The following is a 21,283-nucleotide window of genomic DNA, read 5'->3' on the forward strand; positions in this document are numbered from 1 at the left end:
GAGCCGCCGCCCCCGCCGGCCGACGCCGACGAGCCCCCCGCGCCGCCGGCCGAGACCGCCGAGCCCCCGGCCCCACCCGCGGACGCCCCCGCGGCGCCTCCGGCGCCGGAGGAGGACCGCGGCGCTGCCGTCCTCGCCCACGAGGCCGGACCCGCCGACGGCGTGGTCACGGCCCCGACGGGCGCGCCGGCGCACTGGGCCCCGCACCGGCCGACGTCCACCGACGCCCCGGAGTTCACCGCGATCCTGCACCCCGCGGACGACGCAGCCGGCAACGAGCCGCGCCACCCGCGGCTGACCGACACCATCGCCGGCGTCGCGACCACCGCCACCGGCAAGGCCCGCACGGCGGCGAGCAGCGTCGCGGAGCGCACGAAGCGGGTGGCCGAGGAGACGACCGCGTTGACCGACACCGCCCGCAAGAGCCTCGACTCCGCGATCGCCGCCGGCAAGAGCGTGCTGGGCACCCCGGAGGACCGCCGGCCCACCCCGGACGAGGACCTCTTCCCCGAGCACACCCCGCCGGCGGACATCGACGGCCCCGAGGTGCCGTTCAAGGAACGGCGTATCGACCCCACCCCGGTGGTGCTCGCCGTCGTCGGCGCGCTCGTCTTCGTCCTGCTCGTCGTCGCGCTCAAGACCTTCTTCGCCCCGGCCAGTCCGGTCGCGCTGCCGCACGTGACCGACGCCCCCACCACCGCCGCGGCCTCGCCCACGCCCTCGGCGACGCCGTCCGCCTCGCCGTCGCCGTCCCCGACGCCGACCACCCCGCCGCCCGCGCCCGTGATCCAGTCCCTGGCCCCGGTCGACCCCCAGGGCGACGGGGCGGAGAACCCCCAGCTGACGCTGCTCGCCATGGACGGCGACCCGGCCACCTACTGGCGCTCCCGGTCCTACAAGAGCCCCACCTACGGCATGAAGGACGGCATCGGCCTGGTCGTGACGCTCCCGCAGGCCACGGAGGTGAGCAAGGTGGAGATCGACCTGCACGGCAACGGCGGGCAGGTCCAGATCCGCTCGACGACGGCGCAGGCGCCCACCCAGGGCGAGATCCTGGCCGAGGGTCCGATGGGCCCGGACTCGGTGTTCACCTTCGCCAAGCCGGTGAAGACGGCCAGCCTGGTGCTGTGGTTCCCGCAGCTGCCGGTGGCCGAGTCCGACGGCAAGAACCGCATCGAGCTGGCCGAGCTGCGGCTGGGATGAGCGTGCCGGGCGGCCCCGTCCCGGCCCCCGTGGCGCCGCCCGCGGCCGGGAACATCGGACACGTACGATCTGTTGTACCGGGCAGGATCGGCCGGGACGACGCGCCGTGCGCACCCCCGGCCGTGCAGGACGCCAACCATCGGAGCGAGGAACACCCATGAGCCAGGAGACAGCCGCGACGCGCGAGGTCCGCGACGTCATCATCGTCGGGTCCGGCCCCGCCGGTTACACCGCCGCGGTGTACGCCGCCCGCGCCAACCTGCGCCCCCTCGTGCTCGCCGGCTCCATCACCGCCGGCGGGGCGCTGATGAACACCACCGACGTGGAGAACTTCCCCGGCTTTCCCGAGGGGATCCTCGGCCCCGAGCTGATGGACAACATGCGCAAGCAGGCCGAGAAGTTCGGCGCCGAGGTCCGCTACGAGGACGTCGTCTCCGTGGACCTCGCCGGGGAGACCAAGACCGTCACCACCGACGACGGCGACACCTACGCCGCGCGCGCGGTCATCCTCGCCAACGGCTCGGCCTACAAGGAGATCGGCCTGCCCGAGGAGAAGCGCCTGTCGGGCCGCGGGGTGTCCTGGTGCGCCACCTGCGACGGGTTCTTCTTCCGCAACCAGCACATCGTCGTCGTCGGCGGCGGCGACTCCGCGATGGAGGAGGCCACCTTCCTCACCCGCTTCGCGGACAAGGTCACCGTCGTGCACCGTCGCGACGAGCTGCGCGCCAGCAAGATCATGGCCGCCCGGGCCATGGCGAACGAGAAGATCGAGTTCGCCTGGAACAGCGAGGTCGTGGCCATCCACGGCGAGAACAAGGTCAGCGGCGTGACCCTGCGCGACACCGTCACCGGTGAGCAGCGCGAGCTCGACGCCACCGGCGTCTTCGTCGCCATCGGCCACCGCCCGCGCACCGAGATCCTCGCCGGCCAGGTCGACCTCGACGAGTCCGGCTACATCAAGGTCGGGCACCCCACCACCGCCACCAACATCCCCGGGGTGTTCGCCTGCGGGGACGCGGTGGACCACATCTACCGCCAGGCCATCACCGCCGCCGGCACGGGCTGCTCCGCCGCCCTCGACGCCGAGCGCTACCTCGCCCACCTCGACGAGGCCGGCCAGCCGGCCCCCGACGCCTCCCAGACCCCCGAGGGCGCCGTCCTCGCCTGACCGGCGCCCCAGGCACCTCCACGCCCTCCGGGCCGCCGGCCCGCGAAAGGAGAACCCATGAGCAACGTCCCCGCCGTCACCGACGCCACCTTCGAGGCCGAGGTCCTGCAGTCCGACGTCCCCGTCGTCGTGGACTTCTGGGCCGAGTGGTGCGCCCCGTGCCGCCAGATGGCCCCGATCATCGACGAGGTCGCCGCCGCGCACGGCAACGTCAAGTTCGTCAAGCTCGACACCGACGCCAACCCGCAGACCGCCGCGAAGTACGGGATCGTCTCCATCCCGACCTTCAACGTCTACTCCGGCGGCGAGCTGGTGAAGTCCGTCGTGGGCGGGCGCCCGAAGAAGGCCTTCGTCGACGAGATCAGCGAGTTCCTCGGCTGATCGCCGCTGCGTCACGCCCCCGTCGGCCCCGAGCCGGCGGGGGCGTCCTCATCCGGTCGACTGGCACGGTCTCGGCCGGGCGATAAGGACACCTACGTCCTGCTCGTCCCGCCCCGCGACGTGTCACGACGTGCCACGAGCGGGCAGTGGCAGACTGCAGGGATCGGTCGCGGCAGGCGCGGCCGGCAGACCAAGGGAGAACGAACCATGAGCACTCCGGGTGCGCAGTCAGGCCAGGGCGAGCAGAGCCGGCGGGGCGCCGCGGCTGCTGCCGCTCAGGCCGGCACCCGGCTGGACCCGTGGTTCTCCAGCTACGCCGACCGTGCCCACGGGATGCGGGCGTCGGAGGTGCGGTCCCTCTTTGCCGTCGCGAACCGGCCCGAGGTGGTCTCGCTGGCCGGAGGGATGCCGAACATCGACGGCCTCCCGCTCGAGCACCTCGCCGAGATGACGGCGAAGCTGCTGCGCGAGCGCGGCACCAAGGCGCTGCAGTACGGCGGGGGCCAGGGCGAGGAGGAGCTGCGCGAGCAGATTGTCGAGGTCATGCGCTACGACCACGTGGCCGCGCACCCCGATGACGTCGTCGTCACCACCGGGTCCCAGCAGGCCCTGGACCTGGTCACGGAGATCTTCATCAACCCCGGCGACGTCGTCGTCGCCGAGGCGCCCAGCTACGTCGGGGCGCTGGGGGTCTTCCGCGCCTACCAGGCCGACGTCGTGCACGTGGCCATGGACGACCACGGCCTGATCCCCGAGGAGCTCGAGCGCACCCTCACCGAGCTGGAGCGGGCCGGCCGACGGGTGAAGTTCCTCTACACCGTCCCGAACTTCCACAACCCCGCGGGCGTCAGCCTGGCGCTCGAGCGCCGCCCGCAGGTCGTGGAGGTGTGCCGGCGCCACCGCGTCCTCATCCTCGAGGACAACCCGTACGGCCTCCTCGGCTTCGACGCCGACCCGCTGCCCGCGCTGAAGAGCTACGACCCCGACGGCGTCGTCTACCTCGGCTCCTTCTCCAAGACCTTCGCGCCCGGATACCGGGTGGGCTGGGCCGCCGCCCCGCACGCGGTGCGCGAGAAGCTCGTGCTGGCCAGCGAGTCGGCCATCCTCTCCCCGACGATGATGGGCCAGCTCTCCGTCGCGACCTACCTGGCGCGCTTCGACTGGTACGGGCAGGTCAAGGAGTACCGGCAGATGTATCGGGAGCGGCGCGACGCCATGCTCGGGGCGCTGGCCGAGTTCCTGCCGGAGGCGCGCTGGACGGTGCCCGACGGCGGGTTCTACACCTGGGTGACCCTGCCGGAGGGCCTCGACGCCCAGGCGATGCTGCCGCGGGCGGTGACCAACCTCGTCGCGTACGTCTCCGGCACCGCCTTCTACGCCGACGGCCAGGGCCGCGATCACATGCGGCTGTCGTTCTGCTACCCCACCCCGGAACGCATCCGGGAGGGCGTGCGGCGGCTGTCCTCGGTCGTGCGGGCCGAGGCCGAGCTCGTGAGCATGTTCGGGACCACCCCCAGCGCCCGGCGCGGGGACTCGGTGGAGATCCCGTCCCCCGACCAGGTCTGAGGAAGGAGCACGATGACGGAGCAGAGCGAGGCCGCGCAGGAGAACGTCGGGGCGGGCGACGACGCCCGCCCCGCCCCCCAGGTAGACGCCCCCAGTTCTGGGGGTGAGGGAGCGGCCGACGGCGTGAGAGTCGCGATCCTCGCCGGTGGGCTGTCCCACGAGCGGGACGTCTCGCTGCGCTCGGGCCGGCGGGTCGCCGCCGCGCTGCGCGACCGGGGCCTGCGGGTCGAGGTGCTCGACGTCGACGCGAACCTGCTGCCCGCCCTCGAGCGGATACGCCCGGACGTGGTCTGGCCGCTGGTGCACGGCTCCACGGGGGAGGACGGGTCGCTGCAGGACCTCCTCGCCCTGCTGGGCCTGCCGTTCGTCGGCACGGCGGCGGCCGGGTGCCGCCTCGCCTCGCGCAAGCCGGTGGCCAAGGCCGTGCTGCGCGCGGCCGGGCTGCCCACGCCGGACTACGCCGCGCTCCCGCAGTCGCTGTTCCGGGAGGTGGGGGCGCAGTCGGTGCTCCGCGCCGTGGAGGACCGCCTCGGCCTGCCCCTGGTGGTCAAGCCCGCAGGGGGCGGCTCGGCCCTCGGGGTCACCGTGGTCACCGAGTCGAGCCAGCTGCCCGGCGCGATGGTCGCCTGCTTCGCCTACGGCGACGAGGCGCTCATCGAGCGGCGCGTGGCCGGCACCGAGGTGGCCGTGTCGGTGGTGGACCTCGGCGACGGCCCGCGGGCGCTGCCCGCGGTGGAGATCGTCACCGACGGCCCGTACGACTACGACGCCCGGTACAACCCCGGCCGCAGCGAGTACTTCGTCCCGGCCCGGCTGGACGAGGCCCGCACCCGCACGGTGGGCGACCTCGCCGTGGCCGTGCACCGCACCCTGGGGCTGCGCCACCTCTCGCGCACCGACATGATCCTCGACGACGAGGGCACCGCGTGGTTCCTGGACATCAACGTCGCGCCGGGGATGACAGAGACGTCGCTGTTCCCGCAGGCGGCCCAGGCGGACGGCCCGCTGGACGACCTGTACGTCGACATCGTGCGCGCCGCGCTGCGTGGCTGACGGAGGGGCCGCGCGCGCCAGCACCACGATGATCACGAAAGTGGCCCTGCCCGGTAGGGGCAGGGCCACTTTCGTGCCTCACAGGGGCGTCAGGGCTCCTCGGCGGGTCAGGCCTCGGCGCCCGGCTCCTCCTGGAGCAGGCGGGCCTCGTCGGGGGCGAGGACGTCGAGGATGCGGTTGAGGTCCTCCATGCTGGCGAACTCGATCGCGATGCGGCCCTTACGCTGGCCGAGGTTGACCTTGACCCGGGTATCGAACCGGTCGGCCAGTCGCGCCGCCACCGTGTTGAGCACCTCGGTGTGGGCGCCCGTTCGCGGACGCCGGCGCATCTCCGGGGCGACCGGCTCGTCCCCGAGGGCAACGATCTCCTCGGTGGCCCGCACGCTCAGGCCCTCCGCGACGATGCGCTGGGCGAGCCGCTCCATCGCCGCTCCGTCCGACAGCCCGAGCAGGGCGCGGGCGTGCCCGGCGGAGAGCACCCCGGCGGCCACCCGCCGCTGCACGAGCGGGGGGAGCTTGAGGAGGCGCAGGGTGTTGGAGATCTGCGGACGCGAGCGGGCGATCCGGGTCGCCAGCTCATCGTGCGTGCACCCGAAGTCCTCGAGGAGCTGCTGGTAGGCGGCCGCCTCTTCGAGCGGGTTGAGGTCGGCGCGGTGGAGGTTCTCGAGCAGGGCGTCGCGCAGCAGGTCCCCGTCGCTCGTGTCACGGATGACGGCCGGCACCGTCTCGCTGCCCGCCTGGGCCGAGGCCCGCCACCGGCGCTCGCCCATGATGAGCTCGTACCGCGCCTCGGGGGCGCCGTCGACCGGCGCCGTCAGGGGCCGCACGACCACCGGCTGGAGCACGCCCACCTCGCGGATGGACGCGGCGAGCTCGTCGAGGTCTTCCTCGTCGAACACCTGCCGGGGCTGACGCGTGTTGGGGACGATTTGGTTGAGGGGCAGCTCCGCGAAGGACGCACCGGGAACGGGCACGAGTCCGCCGTCGTCCGGGTCGTCGCCCTTCTCGTCCGCCGCCGGGTCCGGCTGCCCGTCCTCCGCTGCGAGGGGGTTCGCAGCGGCGTCCACCGACGGCGTCGGGTTGGACTCGGTCTGGGTCGCGTCGGCGCTCGGGGCGAGGTCGACGGATGCCTCCTCGTCGGGCCGGGCCTCGGACGCCGCCGTGGGCGCGCTCGTCGGGCGCGCCGTCGGCGAGGCGGGCGTGGCGACCGCCGGTGATGCCGTCGGTGCGGCGGCACCGGCCTTGGTGTCTCGGCCCGTGCTCGGCTTGGTCGTCTTGCTCTTGCGCGAGGCGCTGGCCGACCGGGACTTCGCTGCCTCGCTGGGCTGCATCAGCGCCTCGGCGGCCGCGCGGGCCTGGCTGGTCGGCCGCTTGGTCGCCGGCCGGTCCTGCTCATCGGGTCCCGGCGCCTCGTCGCCGGAGGACGGCGTCACGGAGGAGGACTGGAAGAACATGTCCGCCGGCCGGGACGTCGTCGGTGCCGGGGCCGGGCCGCTGGGGATGAGGGCACCGATGCCCCGTCCCAGTCCGCGCCGCTTCTCGCTCATCGCGTCTCCTCCTCGGCCGCGGCCGGGGTCGTGGTGGTGGTGGGCTTGTCCGCGCGCTGGGCGACCTCTTGGGCGGCCTCCATGTAGGCGAGGGCACCGCTGGAGCCGGGGTCGTAGGTCAGCACGGTCTGGCCGTAGCTGGGTGCCTCGGAGATCCGGACCGAACGCGGGATGCTGGCCTCGAGGGTCTCCGTCGGGAAGTGCTCCCGGACCTCGTCCGCCACTTCGCGGGCGAGGTTGGTGCGCTTGTCGAACATGGTGAGCAGGATGGTCGACACGTGTAGGTCCGGGTTGAGGTGCCCGCGGATGAGCTCGATGTTGCTCAGCAGCTGGCTGAGCCCCTCCAGGGCGTAGTACTCGCACTGAATCGGGATCATGACCTCGCGCGCCGCCACGAAGGCGTTGATCGTAAGGAGGCCGAGGCTCGGCGGGCAGTCGATAAGGATGTAGTCGAGCCGCTCCAGCCCCTGCTCAGCGCGCCAGCTGAGGTAGGACTCGACGGCGTTACGCAGCCGGTTCTCGCGGGCGACCTTGGAGACCAGCTCGATCTCAGCGCCGGACAGGTCGATGGTCGCCGGCACGACGAGCAGGTCGGGGACCGCCTCGCATTCCTGCACGACCTCAGCAATGGGCGTGCCCTCGATGATGACGTCGTACGTAGATGCGACACCGGCATGGTGATCGATACCAAGAGCCGTCGATGCGTTGCCCTGGGGGTCGTTGTCGATGACCAGCACCTTCAGACCACCGTGGGCGAGGGCGGCCGCAACGTTGACGGTGGTGGTGGTCTTTCCCACACCGCCCTTTTGGTTCGCGATGGTGAAGATCCGGGTCGCCGCCGGCTTCGCGAAGCGGGCGCCTTGGAGACGGATGCGCCGTCGGGCGTCCTCGGCGAGTTGAGCGGCGAGGGGAGTGCTTTCGTCGACCTCCGGAACGCTCCTTAACAATGCCGCTCTCCGCGCGTCGTCGGGGCCAGTTACCTTCTGACCTGCGATGATGCCCTGCGCTCCGGCATTCTTGTCCTGCGGCGGCACGGCGTCCCCTTCGTTCGATGAACTGGCCCGGTTCCATGGTAGTGGCGTCTCTGCGCGGTTCTTGAACGCCTGTGGGCGAGTCGGGTTTCACGTGAAACACGTCATCGCTGTCGCGTCGGAATGGCACGCTCGAAACGCGCCGCCGTGTGCTATCTACGTCCTTTCCCCGAGGCGCGATGGCCTTGCTTACTTACCCCGGCGCGAGTCCAGTGGCCCCCGCGCCGCCGGAGCCTCCCCTGAAGGACGTTTCACGTGGAACTCGCAACGAGCGAAGGCGCAGGAGCAGGTCGGCGTCGGCGGGACCGTCGGGGTCACGCCCCGGGGTACCACCGTGGCGCGCCCCCGCACGCACGAGTCGGTCTCGCGGCTCGCTGGCCGATGCCCTCGCGGCCACGGGGCTCATCCCCTCTCGCGACGTCCCGAGCAGGTCGCGGCGCGTCTCGTGGTTGTCTAGAGGGTCCAGAGAGCCGTGACCGGATTTCCCGCACGAGAGACGGGACCTGTCTCCTCCTAGGTTCCACGTGAAACGTCACCCCGCACTGTGTTATCGGCCGTCCCGACGGGCGGCTCGCTGCCCGCTTGGAGGACCCAGTCCTGTCCGACAGACTCGGCCGAGATGGGCTCCCCTCCCCGGAGCAGGCCTGTACCGGCCCGGCGGACCTGCCTGGCCCGAGCGCGTTTCACGTGAGACCGTCAGCCCCGGTGGCACCGGCTGCGCGGCGTGCGCATTCCCCGGCCGCATCGCAGGGCCAGAACGCGTGGCGATGGTCGCGGGGATACCTGACGGGGAGGCCCCGTGCCCTATGGACACTCGGCAACGCCGAGGAACTGGCGGCAGACCCGCGAGCCGCTCCTTCGGCCGCTTGGGGCGGGCTGACGGATCCTGCTCTCAGGGGCCGAGCGACGTGCGGAGCTCCCCCCCGTGCAGTCGCTGGTCTGGGCGCATAGAGCAGGCTGCGTGCGGAGCGGAAGGCGCAGGATGTGGGCGTTAAGCGTGGTGAGTCTGCAGGCAGATCCGGGTCCATCGCTGTGCTGAATATCGCGGACGGACTGGCAACCCGCCGACGTGCGGAGGAGAATCGACCAGCAAGCCGCGCCTCTCGTCCCCTGTTCCACGTGAAACAGCGCGCCGTGGGGCAGGCCGACCCGCCCGCGCCGAGATTGCTCCTGTATATCAGCGAGGTCTCCGCTTACGTTCCCGCAGGTCTCGATGATCACTTTGCTCGAACGGTGGCGCCGTCGCTGGCTCCGGCACCATTGCGCCACAGACGCCCTGCTGGCGCGAAGCACTTGGGACCGTTTCGCGTGCGGCGCTGTTTCACGTGGAACGAGGTCCTTGCGCCTATTCACGGAGCATCACCGTGACGGACAACGCCGGCACAGCATCTGGGCCGCTTCATACGAGCCCTCCCGATCTGAATCCGCCGCCCAACACGTTCGGGTTTCGCCCGTCCCAGGTCGGCATCTGCAGGACTCGGCCAGGTGGGGCGAGGTCAGATTGCCTCATAGCCGCTCGTGTCCAAGCCTCCCGCTCACTCATGAGGGCGGGGGTGATGCACGGCGATGCAGCTGAAGCGCTCTTCCTCTCCGTCGAAGATGTGGCTTCTCAGGCCGGCACCGCGGCTGAGCAGGATCAGCACCGATCGCAAACGAAGAGGGACGGGACCAGGCACTCCACCTCGTGTTTCACGTGAAACCCGACGATCCCGCGACAGACGCGCTTCACGACTTCGTGGCCTGACCGCGAGACGACGGCCCAGACGCCTTGGTGCCGCAAGGGGACGGTGACCCGCACCCCCGCCCGCGAGGTGGCAGATCAAGCAACGACGCGGGCAACTGGGGCGTTCTCGCTCACATCGCTCCCAGCCCTGGCATGAGGGATCCGGCCGGGCGCTGCGCCGGGCTCGAGTACACCACTGATCGCCGCCGAGCGCGCCGGCACACAGGCAGTAGCGCACTCACCGAATGGACATGCCTTCCCTGCGGGCGCGCGGCCGGTGACCTCTCCAGGACTTGGACTCCCACCGCAGCTGCGCGCGGCTGGTGCGAGGCCGCAATCCGCTCGGCGCGGCGCTTCGCGGTCCACCACTACGGGCAGTTCCACGTGAAACCTCGTGCACGCCGCTGGGCCGCACAGCGGCGGCGGCCTGCTCGCGGTGAAGTCCGCAGGGGGTCGTGACTAGGGGCGAGGGAACTACCGGGCTGGGTCTGGCAGGCGACGATTGGTGGCCTCGCAGGGGGCCAACGCGACTCACCGTTAGGGCGCCGTCAAGCTCGATAGCCCGGGGGGCCAACCGAAAGTATTCCGGTTCGCAGCGGCAGTGCGTCATCCGCGCGCTCGTTCCCGCTTATCCATGAAGGCCATAGCCCTGACCCGACGCCGCGCGGGCGAGCCGGGCGAGACAGAAGGCAGGCCTGAGTGTCCGCGGGCGCTAGCAGCAGGATGTTTCTGAGCACGGAGGTTGGCATCGTCGACTGAGCCGGCGGTAGTTCCACGTGAAACTCCGGGCACCTCTGGTGGGGCACATGCGCACCGGGGCTGGCACCGGCGCCGCTTCGCCGTGGCGCGGGGCGAAGCCCGGAGGAACCAAGACGCAAGAACGGGTGCGGGGTGCGGCCGACATTACCGAGCTTCGTCCTGGGGATCGGTTCTCGAGGGTGCAGCGGTGCGCTGGCCCCGCCCCGCTGCCGGGTGCCCACGCGGGCCTGTCGAACGACAGGGAACTGCTGCAACGGCTGGGCCTGGACGCCCGACACGCGAACCCAGTGGAGCCGCATCACTGCAGCAGCCTCTGCGCCGCAGTTGAGGCGCTCGCAAAAACGGTTTCACGTGAAACCGGCTCGCGCGCTGGGCGGCCGCCACCCGGGCTTGCATGCAATCGGACGGGCGACCCATGTCCCACCTCGTGCGCGAGGCGCGAAGGAGATTAGCCGCCGAGCCGGCTCTCGCTGGACAGTTCCGCGCTGGACGGCCGGCGATCCACCTGCGTCTGGCCATGCGGCGGGACAGTCGGACAGGTCGGCCGGTTTGCGGTACCGCTCGGTGTGCAGAGGGTTTCACGCGAAACGCACCTGCGGGCGGACCCGCGCGTGAACCTTCAGACCCGGACATGACCGCACGGGGACCAGTCCCAGTTTTCCCGGTCAGCATCGCGCACAAAAGGGCGCGTACCTACCGCTACCGCGTACCACGCCTCCGAGGACGGGCACGTTCCCGCCGGTCCCGTGCGGAGACGCGCCTCCAGGCGCCACCCTCGGTAGCCACTACCGTCCCGGCACAACCCAGTTCCACGTGAAACCAGGTGAGTCGGAGGACCCTGCTGAATCGCAGGGAACACACCGCGACCGGCGCCGTGAACGCACAGGTGTGGAACAGTCGGTGGATAACTGCATCGGCGGGCACCAATCGGGCGTCACATCGCCGCTATAACCGGACTACCCCTACCCCGAAGCGCCGGCGAGTTCAGGGGTCAGGCGCGCTTGCGCGCCACGACGACGGTCGTCGCCTCGATGCCGTCGACCGGCTGCACGTCGTAGATCTCGGTGCTGACGACGCCGAGCTTCTTCAGGACATACTTCGCCGACTCGACTTCCTCGCCCGCGCGCTGCCCCTTGAGCGCCACGAGCGTCCCCCCACGGCGGACGAGCGGCAGGGTCCACCGCGCCAGCTTGTCCATGGCCGCGACGGCGCGAGCCGTCACGTGGTCGAAGCTCGCGCGCTTGTGCAGCTCCTCGGCGCGCGCGTGGTGCAGCATCACGTTGTCCAGCCCGAGCTCCTCCACCACATCGGCCAGCCAGGCGATGCGGCGCTCCATGGGCTCGATGAGGTGCATCTCCAGGTCGGGGCGCACGGCCGCCAGCACGATGCCGGGAAAACCGGCGCCTGAGCCTACGTCAGCGACCGCGGCCCGCTGATCGAGGAAGGGCGCCACCGCCGCCGAGTTGACCAGGTGGCGCGACCACAACCGCGGGAGTTCGCGCGGGCCGATCAGCCCGCGCAACTCGCCCTCCTCGACGAGCATCTGCGCGAAGTGCTCCACCGGCGCCCACGCGAGTCCGAAATACTCCCGGACGGCAGGCGTGGGAACCTCGGCGTCCGGCGTTCCGTCGGCAGCACTCACAGCGACACCTGTCGATGACTCACGCGGGGTGGATCACGACGTGGCGGCTCGGCTCCACGCCCTCGGAGTCGCTCACGAGCCCCGCGGCGGCGACCACGTCGTGGACGACCTTCCGCTCGAAGGGGTTCATCGGGGGCAGGGCCACCCGGTCACCGGTCGACCGGACCTTGGCGACGGCCTCGTTGGCGATCCAGGTGAGCTCGGCGCGGCGACCGCGCCGGTAGCCCGCGATGTCCAGCATGAGCCGGCTGCGCTCGCCGGTCTTGGCCTGGACGGCCAGCCGCGTGAGCTCCTGCAGCGCGTCGAGCACCTCGCCCTCGTCGCCGACCAGCCGCCGCAGCCAGCGGTCGCCGTCGTCCTCGGACACGATCTCCACGGCCGCGCGGCCGTGGTCCACGTCGATGTCGATGTCGCCGTCGAGGTCCGCGATGTCGAGCAGCTCCTCGAGATAGTCCGCCGCGATCTCGCCCTCCTCCTCCAGGCGCTTGATCGTCTCCGCGCTGGTGCCGCGGGGCGTCTGGACCGACTGTTCCTCGCTCACGATGTCCTCTTCTCGTCGCCGCTCCGCCGACACGGCGGAGGTGGTCTCGGGGCGCGCGGGGCCAGCCCGGCGCGCGCGTTACTTCTTCTTCTTGCCCTGAGGCTTGCGCTTAGCGGCGGCAGCCCGGCGCTGGGCCGCGCGCTCCTCGTAGCGCTTTTGCGCCCGCTCGGCGGCGGTCAGGCCGTCCTTCCCGCGCACCTCACCGTCCCCGGCGTCCTCGTCGGGGGCTTCCTCCACCTCGTCGGCCGAGACCGTGGACGGGACCGCGCCGGGAACCTGGGCGGCCCCGGTGCGCTTCGCGCGGTCCTTCCGCTTGGGCTGGACCCGCTGGCCACCGCGGGGCTGCTCCTCTGCCGCCTTCTCCTCCTCCTCGAGCGGCGGCAGGCCCTTGCGCTCGCGCTTCTTGGCCAGGCGCTCGGCGCGGAGCTTGGCCGCCTCGGAGCCGGGCGCCGGCTGGCGGCGGATCGTGTAGAACTGCTGGCCCATCGACCACAGGTTCGACACGGACCAGTAGATGAGCACGCCGATCGGGAAGTTCACGCCGGAGAAGGCGAAGATCAGCGGCAGGACGTACATGAGCATCCGCTGCTGGCGCGCCATGGGGTTGTCCAGCGCCGAGGCCGGCATGTTCTTCATCGTCAGCTGGCGCTGGGTGAGGAACGTCGTCGCCGACATCAAGACGATGAGGAAGACGGTGACGACCTTGACTGTCGCGTCGCTCGAGGACAGGAACGTCTCCGAGATCGGCGCCCCGAAGAGCGTGGAGCTCTCGGCCTGCGCGGCGAGCTGCTGGTCGAGCGGACCGATGCTGGGGCCGTTGGGGTACGTGCCGTTCGCGAGCGGGCCGAGGGAGTTCAGCACCCGGAACAGGGCGAAGAAGATCGGCATCTGCAGGAGGATCGGCAGGCACGAGGAGAACGGGTTGGCCCCGTGCTCCCGGTACAGCGCCATCATTTCTTCCTGCATCTTCTGCCGGGACGCAGGGTCGGTCTTGTTCTTGTACTTCTTCTGCAGCTTCTGCATCTCGGGCTGCACGAGCTGCATGCTCCGGGACGCCTTGATCTGCTTGAAGAACAACGGGATGATCAGGATCCGGATGACCACGGTCAGGCCGACGATGGACAGCACCCACGCCCAGCCGGATCCCGCGGACATGCCGAGGAACACCAGCAGGTCGTGGACGCGCACCATGATCCAGGCGACCGCCACCATGATCGGCGACAGAATCGTGTCGAAAAAGCCCATGCCCGTGTGCTCCTAGCGGTCCTTCGGCGCGCTCGTGCGCGCCCCCCATGTACCTGCACCGAGAGTACGGGGTTTCCCGTGCTCCCTCTGACTCTCTTGCGCCCGGGCCGGAGCCCGCGGCGCGGCGTCCCGGTTCGACCAGCGCCCCCGCGGCGGGACGTGGTCGACGCCACCGAGGCTCCAGGGGTTGCACCGCAGCAGGCGCCAGGCGGCGAGCAGCGCCCCCTTGCCCGCCCCGTGGCGGCGCAACGCGGTCACCGCATAGGCCGAGCAGGACGGGTAGTACTTGCACGTCGGCGCCAGCCAGGGGGAGATCACCAGCTGGTAGACCCGCACGACGCCGAGCAGCAGCCAGGTCAGCGGGTTGCGCGGGCGCCGCTCCGGCCGCTCATCGCCCGACGGCGAGCGCGGGTGCCCGGGATGCGCCGCGGGGCCGTGCCGCTCGAGGCGGGGATCGGTCACCACGCTCACGACCTCTCCCGGGCCGGCGCCGCGCGGCGCGCCTTGCGGGTGGCGCCGGCGAGGGCGCCGTCCAGGTCCGCCGCCAGCTCCGCGTAGGCCGCGCCGTCGGCGGGCGGGAGGGCGCGGACGACCAGGCGCGCGCCGCCCGGCACCGCGTCCAGCCGGTCGGCCACCAGCGCGCGCAGCCGCCGCTTCACCCGGTTGCGGTGCACAGCGGTGCCCACGCTCTTGGGCACGATGAAGCCGACCAGGGCGGGTTGCCCGCCCTGGTCGGCTTCGTCGTGCTCGGTCAGTCGCAGGTGGACCACCAGTCGGCGGGCGCCGCTGCGGGCGCCTCGGCGCACCGCGTCGGAGAACTCGTCCGATCGGCGCATCCGGTGCCGAGCCGGCAGCACCGTCCGCTCTCAGGCGGAGATCTGCGCACGCCCCTTGCGACGGCGCGCGGCCAGGATGGCGCGGCCGGCGCGGGTGCGCATCCGCAGACGGAACCCGTGCACCTTGGCCCGGCGCCGGTTGTTCGGCTGGAAAGTCCGCTTGCTCACGGCATTACTCCAAAACGTCGGTGATTCTCCTGGGCACCGCCACGTCCTGGCAGCGCGCGTGCGGTTGTCCCTGGTTCCGGCGGGCACGCGGCAGGAGAACCTGCCGGCAGGCACGACACAAGATCCGTCGGGACGGCTCACCCAAAGTACGCGAGCGCGAACCGGCGGTCAATCCGGGCGGCCGTAGCGTATCCCACAGCCCGGCGCGATGACGCAGGTCAGCGGGGCGGTGAGTCCTTCGGCACCGTGACCGCGACGGGGAGATGGTCCTATGATCGGCGGCGACGCCTCGGGCCCGCTCCCTGGACATGTTGGTGCGAGAGCCGACGCCGCTGTCCTGGCTCTGCCGTATCCCCAGGCTGTGGATATCCGTGTGGATCCGCAGACGTCGTGCCAGACTCGACGTCCAGATTTGTATCGCACCAAGGGGATCACCGTTGCCGGAGAATCAACCGACCACCGAGAGCTGGGCCCGGGCGGTCGAGATCCTCACGACCCGCGGCGACATCGGCGGTGCGCAGCTCGCGTTCGTGCGCATGACCCGCCCGCTGGGCGTCATCGACGGCACCATGCTCCTCGCCGTGCCGAGCGACTTCGCCAAGGACTTCCTGGAGATGCGGGCCCGCGAGCCGATCACCGCGGCGCTCAGCGAGGTCGCCGGCACTCCGGTGCGCTTCGCCGTCACCGTCGACCCCACGCTCGACGAGACCCCGTCGGCCCCGGCCGCGCCGTCGCCGGCGGAGGTGCCCTCCGCCGCGAGCCCGGACGCGGCGCCCCGCCGCATGGGCTCCCACGCGGCGCCCCCGATCTTCGACGACCGACCCGTCGCCCGGCCCCAGCGATCCAGCGCCGACCGGGGCACGTCCGTGGAGGAGCATTCGGTGGACTCCTCGCGGCTGAACCCGAAGTACACGTTCGAGACCTTCGTCACCGGCGCGTCCAACCGCTTCGCCCACGCGGCGGCGACCGCCGTCGCGGAGGCGCCGGCGAAGGCGTACAACCCGCTGTTCATCTACGGCGGCTCGGGGCTGGGCAAGACCCACCTGCTGCACGCGATCGGCCACTACGCGCGCAACCTCTACCCCGGCATCCGGGTGCGGTACGTGAACTCCGAGGAGTTCACCAACGACTTCATCAACTCCATCCGCGACGACAAGGCGGAGAACTTCCAGCGGCGCTACCGCAACGTCGACGTGCTGCTCATCGACGACATCCAGTTCCTGGGGGGCAAGGAACAGACGGTCGAGGAGTTCTTCCACACCTTCAACACGCTGCACAACGACAACAAGCAGGTCGTCATCACCTCGGACGTCCCGCCCAAGCAGCTCGACGGGTTCGAGGACCGGATGCGGTCGCGCTTCGAGTGGGGCCTGCTCACCGACGTCCAGCCCCCCGACCTCGAGACCCGCATCGCCATCCTGCGCAAGAAGGCGGTCAACGAGAACCTCCAGGCGACCGACGAGGTCCTCAGCTACATCGCCTCGCGCATCTCCACCAACATCCGTGAGCTCGAGGGCGCGCTCATCCGGGTCACCGCCTTCGCCAACCTCAATCGCCAGCCGGTCGAGCTGTCGCTGGCGGAGATGGTCCTCAAGGACCTCATCACCGACCCCGAGGGCGAGGAGATCACGCCGGCGCTCATCATGAGCCAGACGGCGAACTACTTCTCCGTCTCCATCGACGCCCTCTGCTCCGCGGACCGGTCCCGGGTGCTCGTCAACGCCCGCCAGATCGCCATGTACCTGTGCCGCGAGCTCACCGACCTCTCGCTGCCCAAGATCGGCCAGCTCTTCGGCGGCCGCGACCACACCACGGTCATGCACGCCAACCGCAAGATCCGCGAGCAGATGGCGGAGAAACGCTCGACCTTCAACCAGGTCACCGAGCTGACCAACCGCATCAAGCAGAACGCCCGCGGCAACTAGTCCCGGTCCACCTTCCCGACGGCGATACCTGGGTTCCGCCGTCGCGTCACCGCTCGGCGCCCACCCGCGTCACGCCGTCGGTGTCCCGCGATGCCGCTGCCCCGTCGTCGAGGCCGGCGCTCCGCCGTCCCTCCCGCCGGCGGGACCGAACGCACAGCCGTCCCTCCCGCCTCCGCCGTTGACGGCGTGACGCCCCGCTGGGCCGCCGCGCGGCGAGGCGCCCGATGGTGCCGCGTGCCCGCCCTCGGCGCGGCCCCCCGCCCCCCGGCCCTCGGCCCACGCCCGCGCGGCCGAGGAGGGCCCCGGAGCACGTCACCGCCTGAGGGGCCGCCCCCGGCCGCCCGAGGCGCGGCGGCGGCTTCCGCGCACCGTCCGGCGGCGCTCTGCGTGCCGCTGAGCGCCGAATCCGCCGTGAACCGCATCATTCACAGTTGTGCACAAGTCTGTGGATAGAGGTGGACAACCGTCCGCGCGTCAGTGGACAGGTAGTCCCCCACCGGTGGACGGCCGCTGAGGACGAATCACACATCCACTGCCACCGGCCGTCGTCCACAGGTTAGGCCCCCACCCCGCCCACATCGCCGTCAGAGGGCTGACCTGCATCAACACCGGTTCTCCACAGTCTCCACACCGGCTATGACGATGACGAAACTTCTAGAGGGCCATGGATGTGGACAGCCAACAACACGTTCCGCGCCCCCGATCGACCGGCGAACCACAAGGCTGTGGCTCGCTGCTGCCTCCGGCTGTAATTCCTCGCGTAAGGTTGGCCTGCGCCACGCGCGCCCTTTTGGGAAATTCGAGAGAGGTCATCCATCGTGAAGTTCAGGGTCGAACGTGACGTCCTGGCCGAGGCCGTCACGTGGACGGCGCGGTCCCTGCCCGCGCGGCCGCCGGTCCCCGTCCTGGCCGGGGTGCGGATCGAGGCCACCAGCGACGGGGTCCTCAACCTCTCGAGCTTCGACTACGAGGTCTCCGCCCGCTCGGACATCCCCGCCGAGGTCGACACGCCCGGGACCGTCCTGGTCTCCGGCCGCCTCCTCGCCGACATCTCCAAGGCGCTGCCCGCCAAGCCGGTCGACGTCGACGTCGACGGCACCAAGGTGGTCCTGACCTGCGGCGCCTCGCGCTTCACCCTGCTGACGATGCCGGTGGACGACTACCCGGCGCTGCCGGTCATGCCGGAGGTCGCCGGCAGCATCGACGCCGGCGTGCTCACCGAGGCCGTCGGCCAGGTGACCACCGCCGCCAGCCGCGACGAGACCCTGCCGCTGCTCACCGGGGTCCGCATGGAGATCGAGGGCGAGAAGGTCACCCTGCTCGCCACCGACCGCTACCGCCTGGCCATGCGCGAGCTCACCTGGCACCCGGCCTCGCCGTCGGCCTCCGCCGTCGCCCTGGTGCGCGCCCGGACGCTGTCCGACGTCGCCAAGTCGATGACCAGCGCCGGCGCCGTCGACGTCGCGCTGTCCACCGACGGCCCCGCCGCCCTGATCGGCTTCGAGGCCGGCGGGCGGCGCACCACCTCCCTGCTCGTCGAGGGCGACTACCCGCCGGTGCGGCGCCTGTTCCCCGAGAGCACCACGACCCACGCCGTCGTGAGCACCGCGGCCCTCATCGAGGCCGCCCGCCGCGTCAGCCTCGTCGCCGAGCGCAACACCCCCATCCGGCTGACCTTCTCCGAGGGCCAGGTGGTCCTCGAGGCCGGCCAGGGCGACGACGCGCAGGCGTCCGAGGCGCTGCAGGCCGCCCTGACGGGCGAGGACATCTCCACCGCGTTCAACCCGCACTACCTGCTCGACGGGCTCGGGGCGCTGACGGCGCCGTTCGTGCGCATGTCGTTCACCCACCCGAGCAAGCCCGCGGTGATGACCGGGCAGGACTCCCTGGAGGGCGAGGACGACCTCACCTTCCGCTACCTCCTCATGCCCATCCGGTTCGCGGGCTGAGGAGAACCTCGTCACACTGGGGCACAAAGTCCCAGGCCCGGCGGTTGACCACCGAGGGCGATGTGCACCCACCGCCCCTACCGCCGAACGTGACGGCCGGTGACACCGGCCGAGGGAGAGAGCTGTGATGCACATCGGAATGGTCGGGCTGGGCCGCATGGGCGGCAACATGGCCGAGCGGCTGCGCGCCGCCGGCATCGAGGTCACCGGCTACGACGCCAACCCGCAGAACAGCGAGGTCGCCACCCTGGCGGACCTGGCCGCCGCCCTGCCGCAGCCGCGGCGGGTCGTGTGGGTCATGGTGCCCGCCGGTGCCCCCACCGCCGCGGTGCTCGAGGAGCTCGGCCGGGTCCTGGACGAGGGCGACATCGTCATCGAGGGCGGCAACTCCCACTTCGAGGCGGACCAGGCCAACGCCGCCAAGCTCGCCGAGCGGGGCATCGGCTACGTCGACGTCGGCGTCTCCGGCGGCGTGTGGGGCCGGGAGAACGGCTACGGCCTCATGGCCGGCGGCTCCGACGTCGACATCGAGACCCTCATGCCCGTCTTCGACGCGCTGCGCCCGGAGGGCCCGCGCGAGGAGGGCTTCGTCCACGTCGGCCCGGTGGGCGCGGGCCACTACGCCAAGATGGTCCACAACGGCATCGAGTACGGCCTCATGCAGGCCTACGCCGAGGGCTACGAGCTCCTCGAGGCCCGCGACGACCTCGTGCCCGACGTCGGCGCCGTCTTCACCGCCTGGCAGCGCGGCACCGTCGTGCGCTCCTGGCTGCTCGACCTCATGGTCCGCGCCATCAAGACCGACCCCGGTTTCGAGGAGATCAGCGACTGGGTCGACGACTCCGGCGAGGGCCGGTGGACCATCGAGGAGGCCATCAACAGCGCCGTGCCGGTGCCGGTGATCTCCGCCGCCCTCTTCGCCCGCTTCTCCTCGCGCCAGCCCAGCTCGCCCGCCATGCGCGCCGTCGCCGCGCTGCGTCAGCAGTTCGGCGGCCACGCGACCAAGGCCGCCCAGCAGGCCTGACGGCGCCGACCCGGCCCGCGGACGACCCGTCGTCCGCGGGCCGAGCCACACCCGGACGACGGCGTAGCCTGGCCATGACGGCCGGGAGGCCGCGCCACACCGACCACACCGAGACAGAGCGAGGAGGGACCGGCCGGACATGTTCGTCTCCGACCTGGCCCTCAACGACTTCCGCTCCTACCACGAGGTGGTCCTCGCCCTCGACCCCGGCGTCACCGCCTTCGTCGGCCAGAACGGCCAGGGCAAGACCAACCTCGTCGAGGCCATCGCCTACCTGTCGACCTTCTCCAGCCACCGGGTGGCCGCCGACGCGGCGCTGGTCCGCCAGGGCACGCCGGGCGCCGTCGTGCGCGCCAAGGTGGTCCACGACGAGCGACCCACCCTCGTCGAGCTGGAGATCGTGGCGGGCAAGGCCAACCGCGCCCGGCTCAACCGCGCCCCGGCGCGCACCCGCGACGTGCTCGGCGTCGTGCGCACCGTGCTCTTCGCGCCCGAGGACCTCGAGCTGGTCAAGGGCGACCCCGGGCACCGCCGCCGCTTCCTCGACGACCTGCTCGTCCTGCTCACCCCGCGCCTGGCCGGCACCCGCGCCGAGTACGACAAGGTGCTGCGCCAGCGCGGGGCCCTGCTGAAGTCCGCCGGGGCGGTGCGGCGCCGCGGCGGGCGCCCGGACCTCAGCACCCTCGACGTGTGGGACGGCCAGCTCGCGGCCGCCGGCGCCCAGATCGTCGCCGCGCGCACCGCCCTCGTGCGCCGCCTGCGCCCCTTCGCCGCCCAGGCCTACGAGCAGGTCAGCGCCGGCCAGGGCGCCGCGCGGCTGGACTACCGCGCCAGCGTCGACACCGTCGAGGGCGCCGCCGACATCACCGCCGCGGAGCTTGCCGGCCCCGGGGGCGAGGCGGCCGCCGCGGCGCTCGAGGCCCGCGAGGCGGCCCTCCTCGACGTCCCGGCGGTGACCGAGCGGCTGCTCGCGGCGATGCAGCGGCTGCGCGACAAGGAGCTCGACCGGGGCGTATCGCTCGTGGGCCCGCACCGCGACGACCTCGTCCTCTCCCTCGGCACCCTGCCCGCCAAGGGCTACGCCAGCCACGGGGAGTCCTGGTCCTTCGCCCTCGCCCTGCGGCTGGCCTCCTACGAGGTGCTGCGCGAGGACGACGGCTCCCCGTGGGGCACCGACGGCGAGCCGGTGCTCATCCTCGACGACGTCTTCGCCGAGCTCGACGCCCGCCGGCGCGAGCGGCTCGCGGCCATGGTCGCCGGCGCGCGGCAGGTGCTCATCACCGCCGCGGTGGCGGAGGATGTCCCTGCGGCGCTCGACGGCGCCCGCTTCACCGTCCACGCCGGGGAGGTCACGCGTGGCTGAGCAGCCCCCGCAGGAAGCCGACGGCACCGAGGAGGAGGCCGACGTCGTCGCCCGGGTCGCCCTCGAGCGGGCCCGGGAGGCCGCCCGGGCCAAGGGCCAGCTGCGCACGAGCGCCCCGCGCCGGCGCCGGGCCGGCCGCGTGCCGGACGCCCCGCCCGA

The 21,283-nt window shown here is 71.8% G+C and carries 17 protein-coding genes; 9 read left to right on the forward strand and 8 right to left on the reverse strand.

The features are described 5' to 3' along the window. The 5 genes from GD970_RS21860 to GD970_RS19420 form a co-directional block, all read left to right on the forward strand. A partial coding sequence (locus tag GD970_RS21860; RefSeq protein WP_193314994.1) for a hypothetical protein occupies positions 1–1,203 on the forward strand: 1,203 nt, incomplete at its 5' end. 157 nt (positions 1,204–1,360) lie between these two features. Next, the gene (gene trxB, locus GD970_RS19405; RefSeq protein ID WP_152204550.1) at positions 1,361–2,371 is read left to right on the forward strand and encodes a thioredoxin-disulfide reductase; all 1,011 of its coding nucleotides are present in this window, start codon (positions 1,361–1,363) and stop codon (positions 2,369–2,371) included. 57 nt (positions 2,372–2,428) lie between these two features. Continuing rightward, positions 2,429–2,752, forward strand: a complete 324-nt coding sequence (gene trxA / locus GD970_RS19410) for a thioredoxin (protein ID WP_152204551.1) — start codon at positions 2,429–2,431, stop codon at positions 2,750–2,752. A 207-nt stretch (positions 2,753–2,959) separates the two neighbouring features. Then, entirely contained in the window at positions 2,960–4,318 is a 1,359-nt protein-coding gene (locus GD970_RS19415; protein WP_152204552.1) for an aminotransferase-like domain-containing protein, read from the forward strand. A 12-nt stretch (positions 4,319–4,330) separates the two neighbouring features. Then, positions 4,331–5,371, forward strand: coding sequence for a D-alanine--D-alanine ligase family protein (locus GD970_RS19420; protein ID WP_152204553.1), 1,041 nt, complete (start codon positions 4,331–4,333; stop codon positions 5,369–5,371). A gap of 107 nt (positions 5,372–5,478) precedes the next feature. On the opposite strand, the gene GD970_RS19425 is transcribed toward GD970_RS19420, so the two are convergent. The 8 genes from GD970_RS19425 to rpmH form a co-directional block, all read right to left on the reverse strand. Beyond that, positions 5,479–6,918: a ParB/RepB/Spo0J family partition protein gene (locus GD970_RS19425; protein WP_152204554.1), complete on the reverse strand. Its 1,440-nt coding sequence runs from the start codon at positions 6,916–6,918 to the stop codon at positions 5,479–5,481. Next, on the reverse strand, positions 6,915–7,865 hold the full coding sequence (locus tag GD970_RS19430; protein WP_170297278.1) for a ParA family protein: 951 nt from the start codon (positions 7,863–7,865) through the stop codon (positions 6,915–6,917). Before GD970_RS19430 ends, GD970_RS19425 begins: the two co-directional genes overlap by 4 nt. Positions 7,866–11,422: 3,557 nt before the next feature. Beyond that, positions 11,423–12,073: a 16S rRNA (guanine(527)-N(7))-methyltransferase RsmG gene (gene rsmG / locus GD970_RS19435; RefSeq protein ID WP_152204555.1), complete on the reverse strand. Its 651-nt coding sequence runs from the start codon at positions 12,071–12,073 to the stop codon at positions 11,423–11,425. A gap of 19 nt (positions 12,074–12,092) precedes the next feature. After that, positions 12,093–12,614 carry a Jag family protein gene (locus GD970_RS19440; RefSeq protein ID WP_211489855.1) on the reverse strand — a complete coding sequence of 174 codons (522 nt, stop codon included), beginning with the start codon at positions 12,612–12,614 and terminating at the stop codon, positions 12,093–12,095. A gap of 78 nt (positions 12,615–12,692) precedes the next feature. Then, complete coding sequence (yidC, locus tag GD970_RS19445) at positions 12,693–13,859, reverse strand: membrane protein insertase YidC (RefSeq protein WP_152204556.1); 1,167 nt, start codon at positions 13,857–13,859, stop codon at positions 12,693–12,695. 12 nt (positions 13,860–13,871) lie between these two features. Next, positions 13,872–14,219, reverse strand: a complete 348-nt coding sequence (gene yidD, locus GD970_RS19450) for a membrane protein insertion efficiency factor YidD (RefSeq protein WP_152204564.1) — start codon at positions 14,217–14,219, stop codon at positions 13,872–13,874. A 107-nt stretch (positions 14,220–14,326) separates the two neighbouring features. Further along, positions 14,327–14,695 (reverse strand): ribonuclease P protein component, encoded by a 369-nt coding sequence (gene rnpA, locus GD970_RS19455; protein ID WP_452179837.1) that lies wholly within the window; start codon positions 14,693–14,695, stop codon positions 14,327–14,329. 30 nt (positions 14,696–14,725) lie between these two features. Continuing rightward, a complete protein-coding gene (gene rpmH, locus GD970_RS19460; RefSeq protein WP_152204558.1) occupies positions 14,726–14,863 on the reverse strand; it encodes a 50S ribosomal protein L34 in 138 nt (45 codons plus the stop codon). A 437-nt stretch (positions 14,864–15,300) separates the two neighbouring features. Between rpmH and dnaA the strand changes: the two genes are divergently transcribed. The 4 genes from dnaA (at position 15,301) to recF (ending at position 21,124) form a co-directional block, all read left to right on the forward strand. Beyond that, positions 15,301–16,788 (forward strand): chromosomal replication initiator protein DnaA, encoded by a 1,488-nt coding sequence (gene dnaA, locus GD970_RS19465; protein ID WP_405002598.1) that lies wholly within the window; start codon positions 15,301–15,303, stop codon positions 16,786–16,788. Between the two features lie 818 nt (positions 16,789–17,606). After that, positions 17,607–18,737: a DNA polymerase III subunit beta gene (gene dnaN / locus GD970_RS19470; protein WP_152204560.1), complete on the forward strand. Its 1,131-nt coding sequence runs from the start codon at positions 17,607–17,609 to the stop codon at positions 18,735–18,737. A gap of 127 nt (positions 18,738–18,864) precedes the next feature. After that, positions 18,865–19,761, forward strand: a complete 897-nt coding sequence (gene gnd / locus GD970_RS19475; protein WP_152204565.1) for a phosphogluconate dehydrogenase (NAD(+)-dependent, decarboxylating) — start codon at positions 18,865–18,867, stop codon at positions 19,759–19,761. A gap of 139 nt (positions 19,762–19,900) precedes the next feature. Continuing rightward, positions 19,901–21,124, forward strand: a complete 1,224-nt coding sequence (recF, locus tag GD970_RS19480; protein ID WP_152204561.1) for a DNA replication/repair protein RecF — start codon at positions 19,901–19,903, stop codon at positions 21,122–21,124. Positions 21,125–21,283 lie beyond the last annotated feature (159 nt).

The sequence above is a fragment of the Georgenia thermotolerans genome, assembly GCF_009193185.1.
In the GTDB taxonomy this organism is placed as follows: Bacteria; Actinomycetota; Actinomycetes; order Actinomycetales; family Actinomycetaceae; genus Georgenia; species Georgenia thermotolerans.

Excerpts from the sequence above, each read along its gene's own strand:
- trxB (WP_152204550.1), top strand. The coding sequence starts at position 1,361 with ATGAGCCAGGAGACAGCCGCGACGCGCGAGGTCCGCGACGTCATCATC.
- trxA (WP_152204551.1), top strand. The coding sequence starts at position 2,429 with ATGAGCAACGTCCCCGCCGTCACCGACGCCACCTTCGAGGCCGAGGTC.
- GD970_RS19415 (WP_152204552.1), top strand. The coding sequence starts at position 2,960 with ATGAGCACTCCGGGTGCGCAGTCAGGCCAGGGCGAGCAGAGCCGGCGG.
- GD970_RS19420 (WP_152204553.1), top strand. The coding sequence starts at position 4,331 with ATGACGGAGCAGAGCGAGGCCGCGCAGGAGAACGTCGGGGCGGGCGAC.
- GD970_RS19425 (WP_152204554.1), bottom strand. The coding sequence starts at position 6,918 with ATGAGCGAGAAGCGGCGCGGACTGGGACGGGGCATCGGTGCCCTCATC.
- yidC (WP_152204556.1), bottom strand. The coding sequence starts at position 13,859 with ATGGGCTTTTTCGACACGATTCTGTCGCCGATCATGGTGGCGGTCGCC.
- rnpA (WP_452179837.1), bottom strand. The coding sequence starts at position 14,695 with ATGCGCCGATCGGACGAGTTCTCCGACGCGGTGCGCCGAGGCGCCCGC.
- gnd (WP_152204565.1), top strand. The coding sequence starts at position 18,865 with ATGCACATCGGAATGGTCGGGCTGGGCCGCATGGGCGGCAACATGGCC.
- recF (WP_152204561.1), top strand. The coding sequence starts at position 19,901 with ATGTTCGTCTCCGACCTGGCCCTCAACGACTTCCGCTCCTACCACGAG.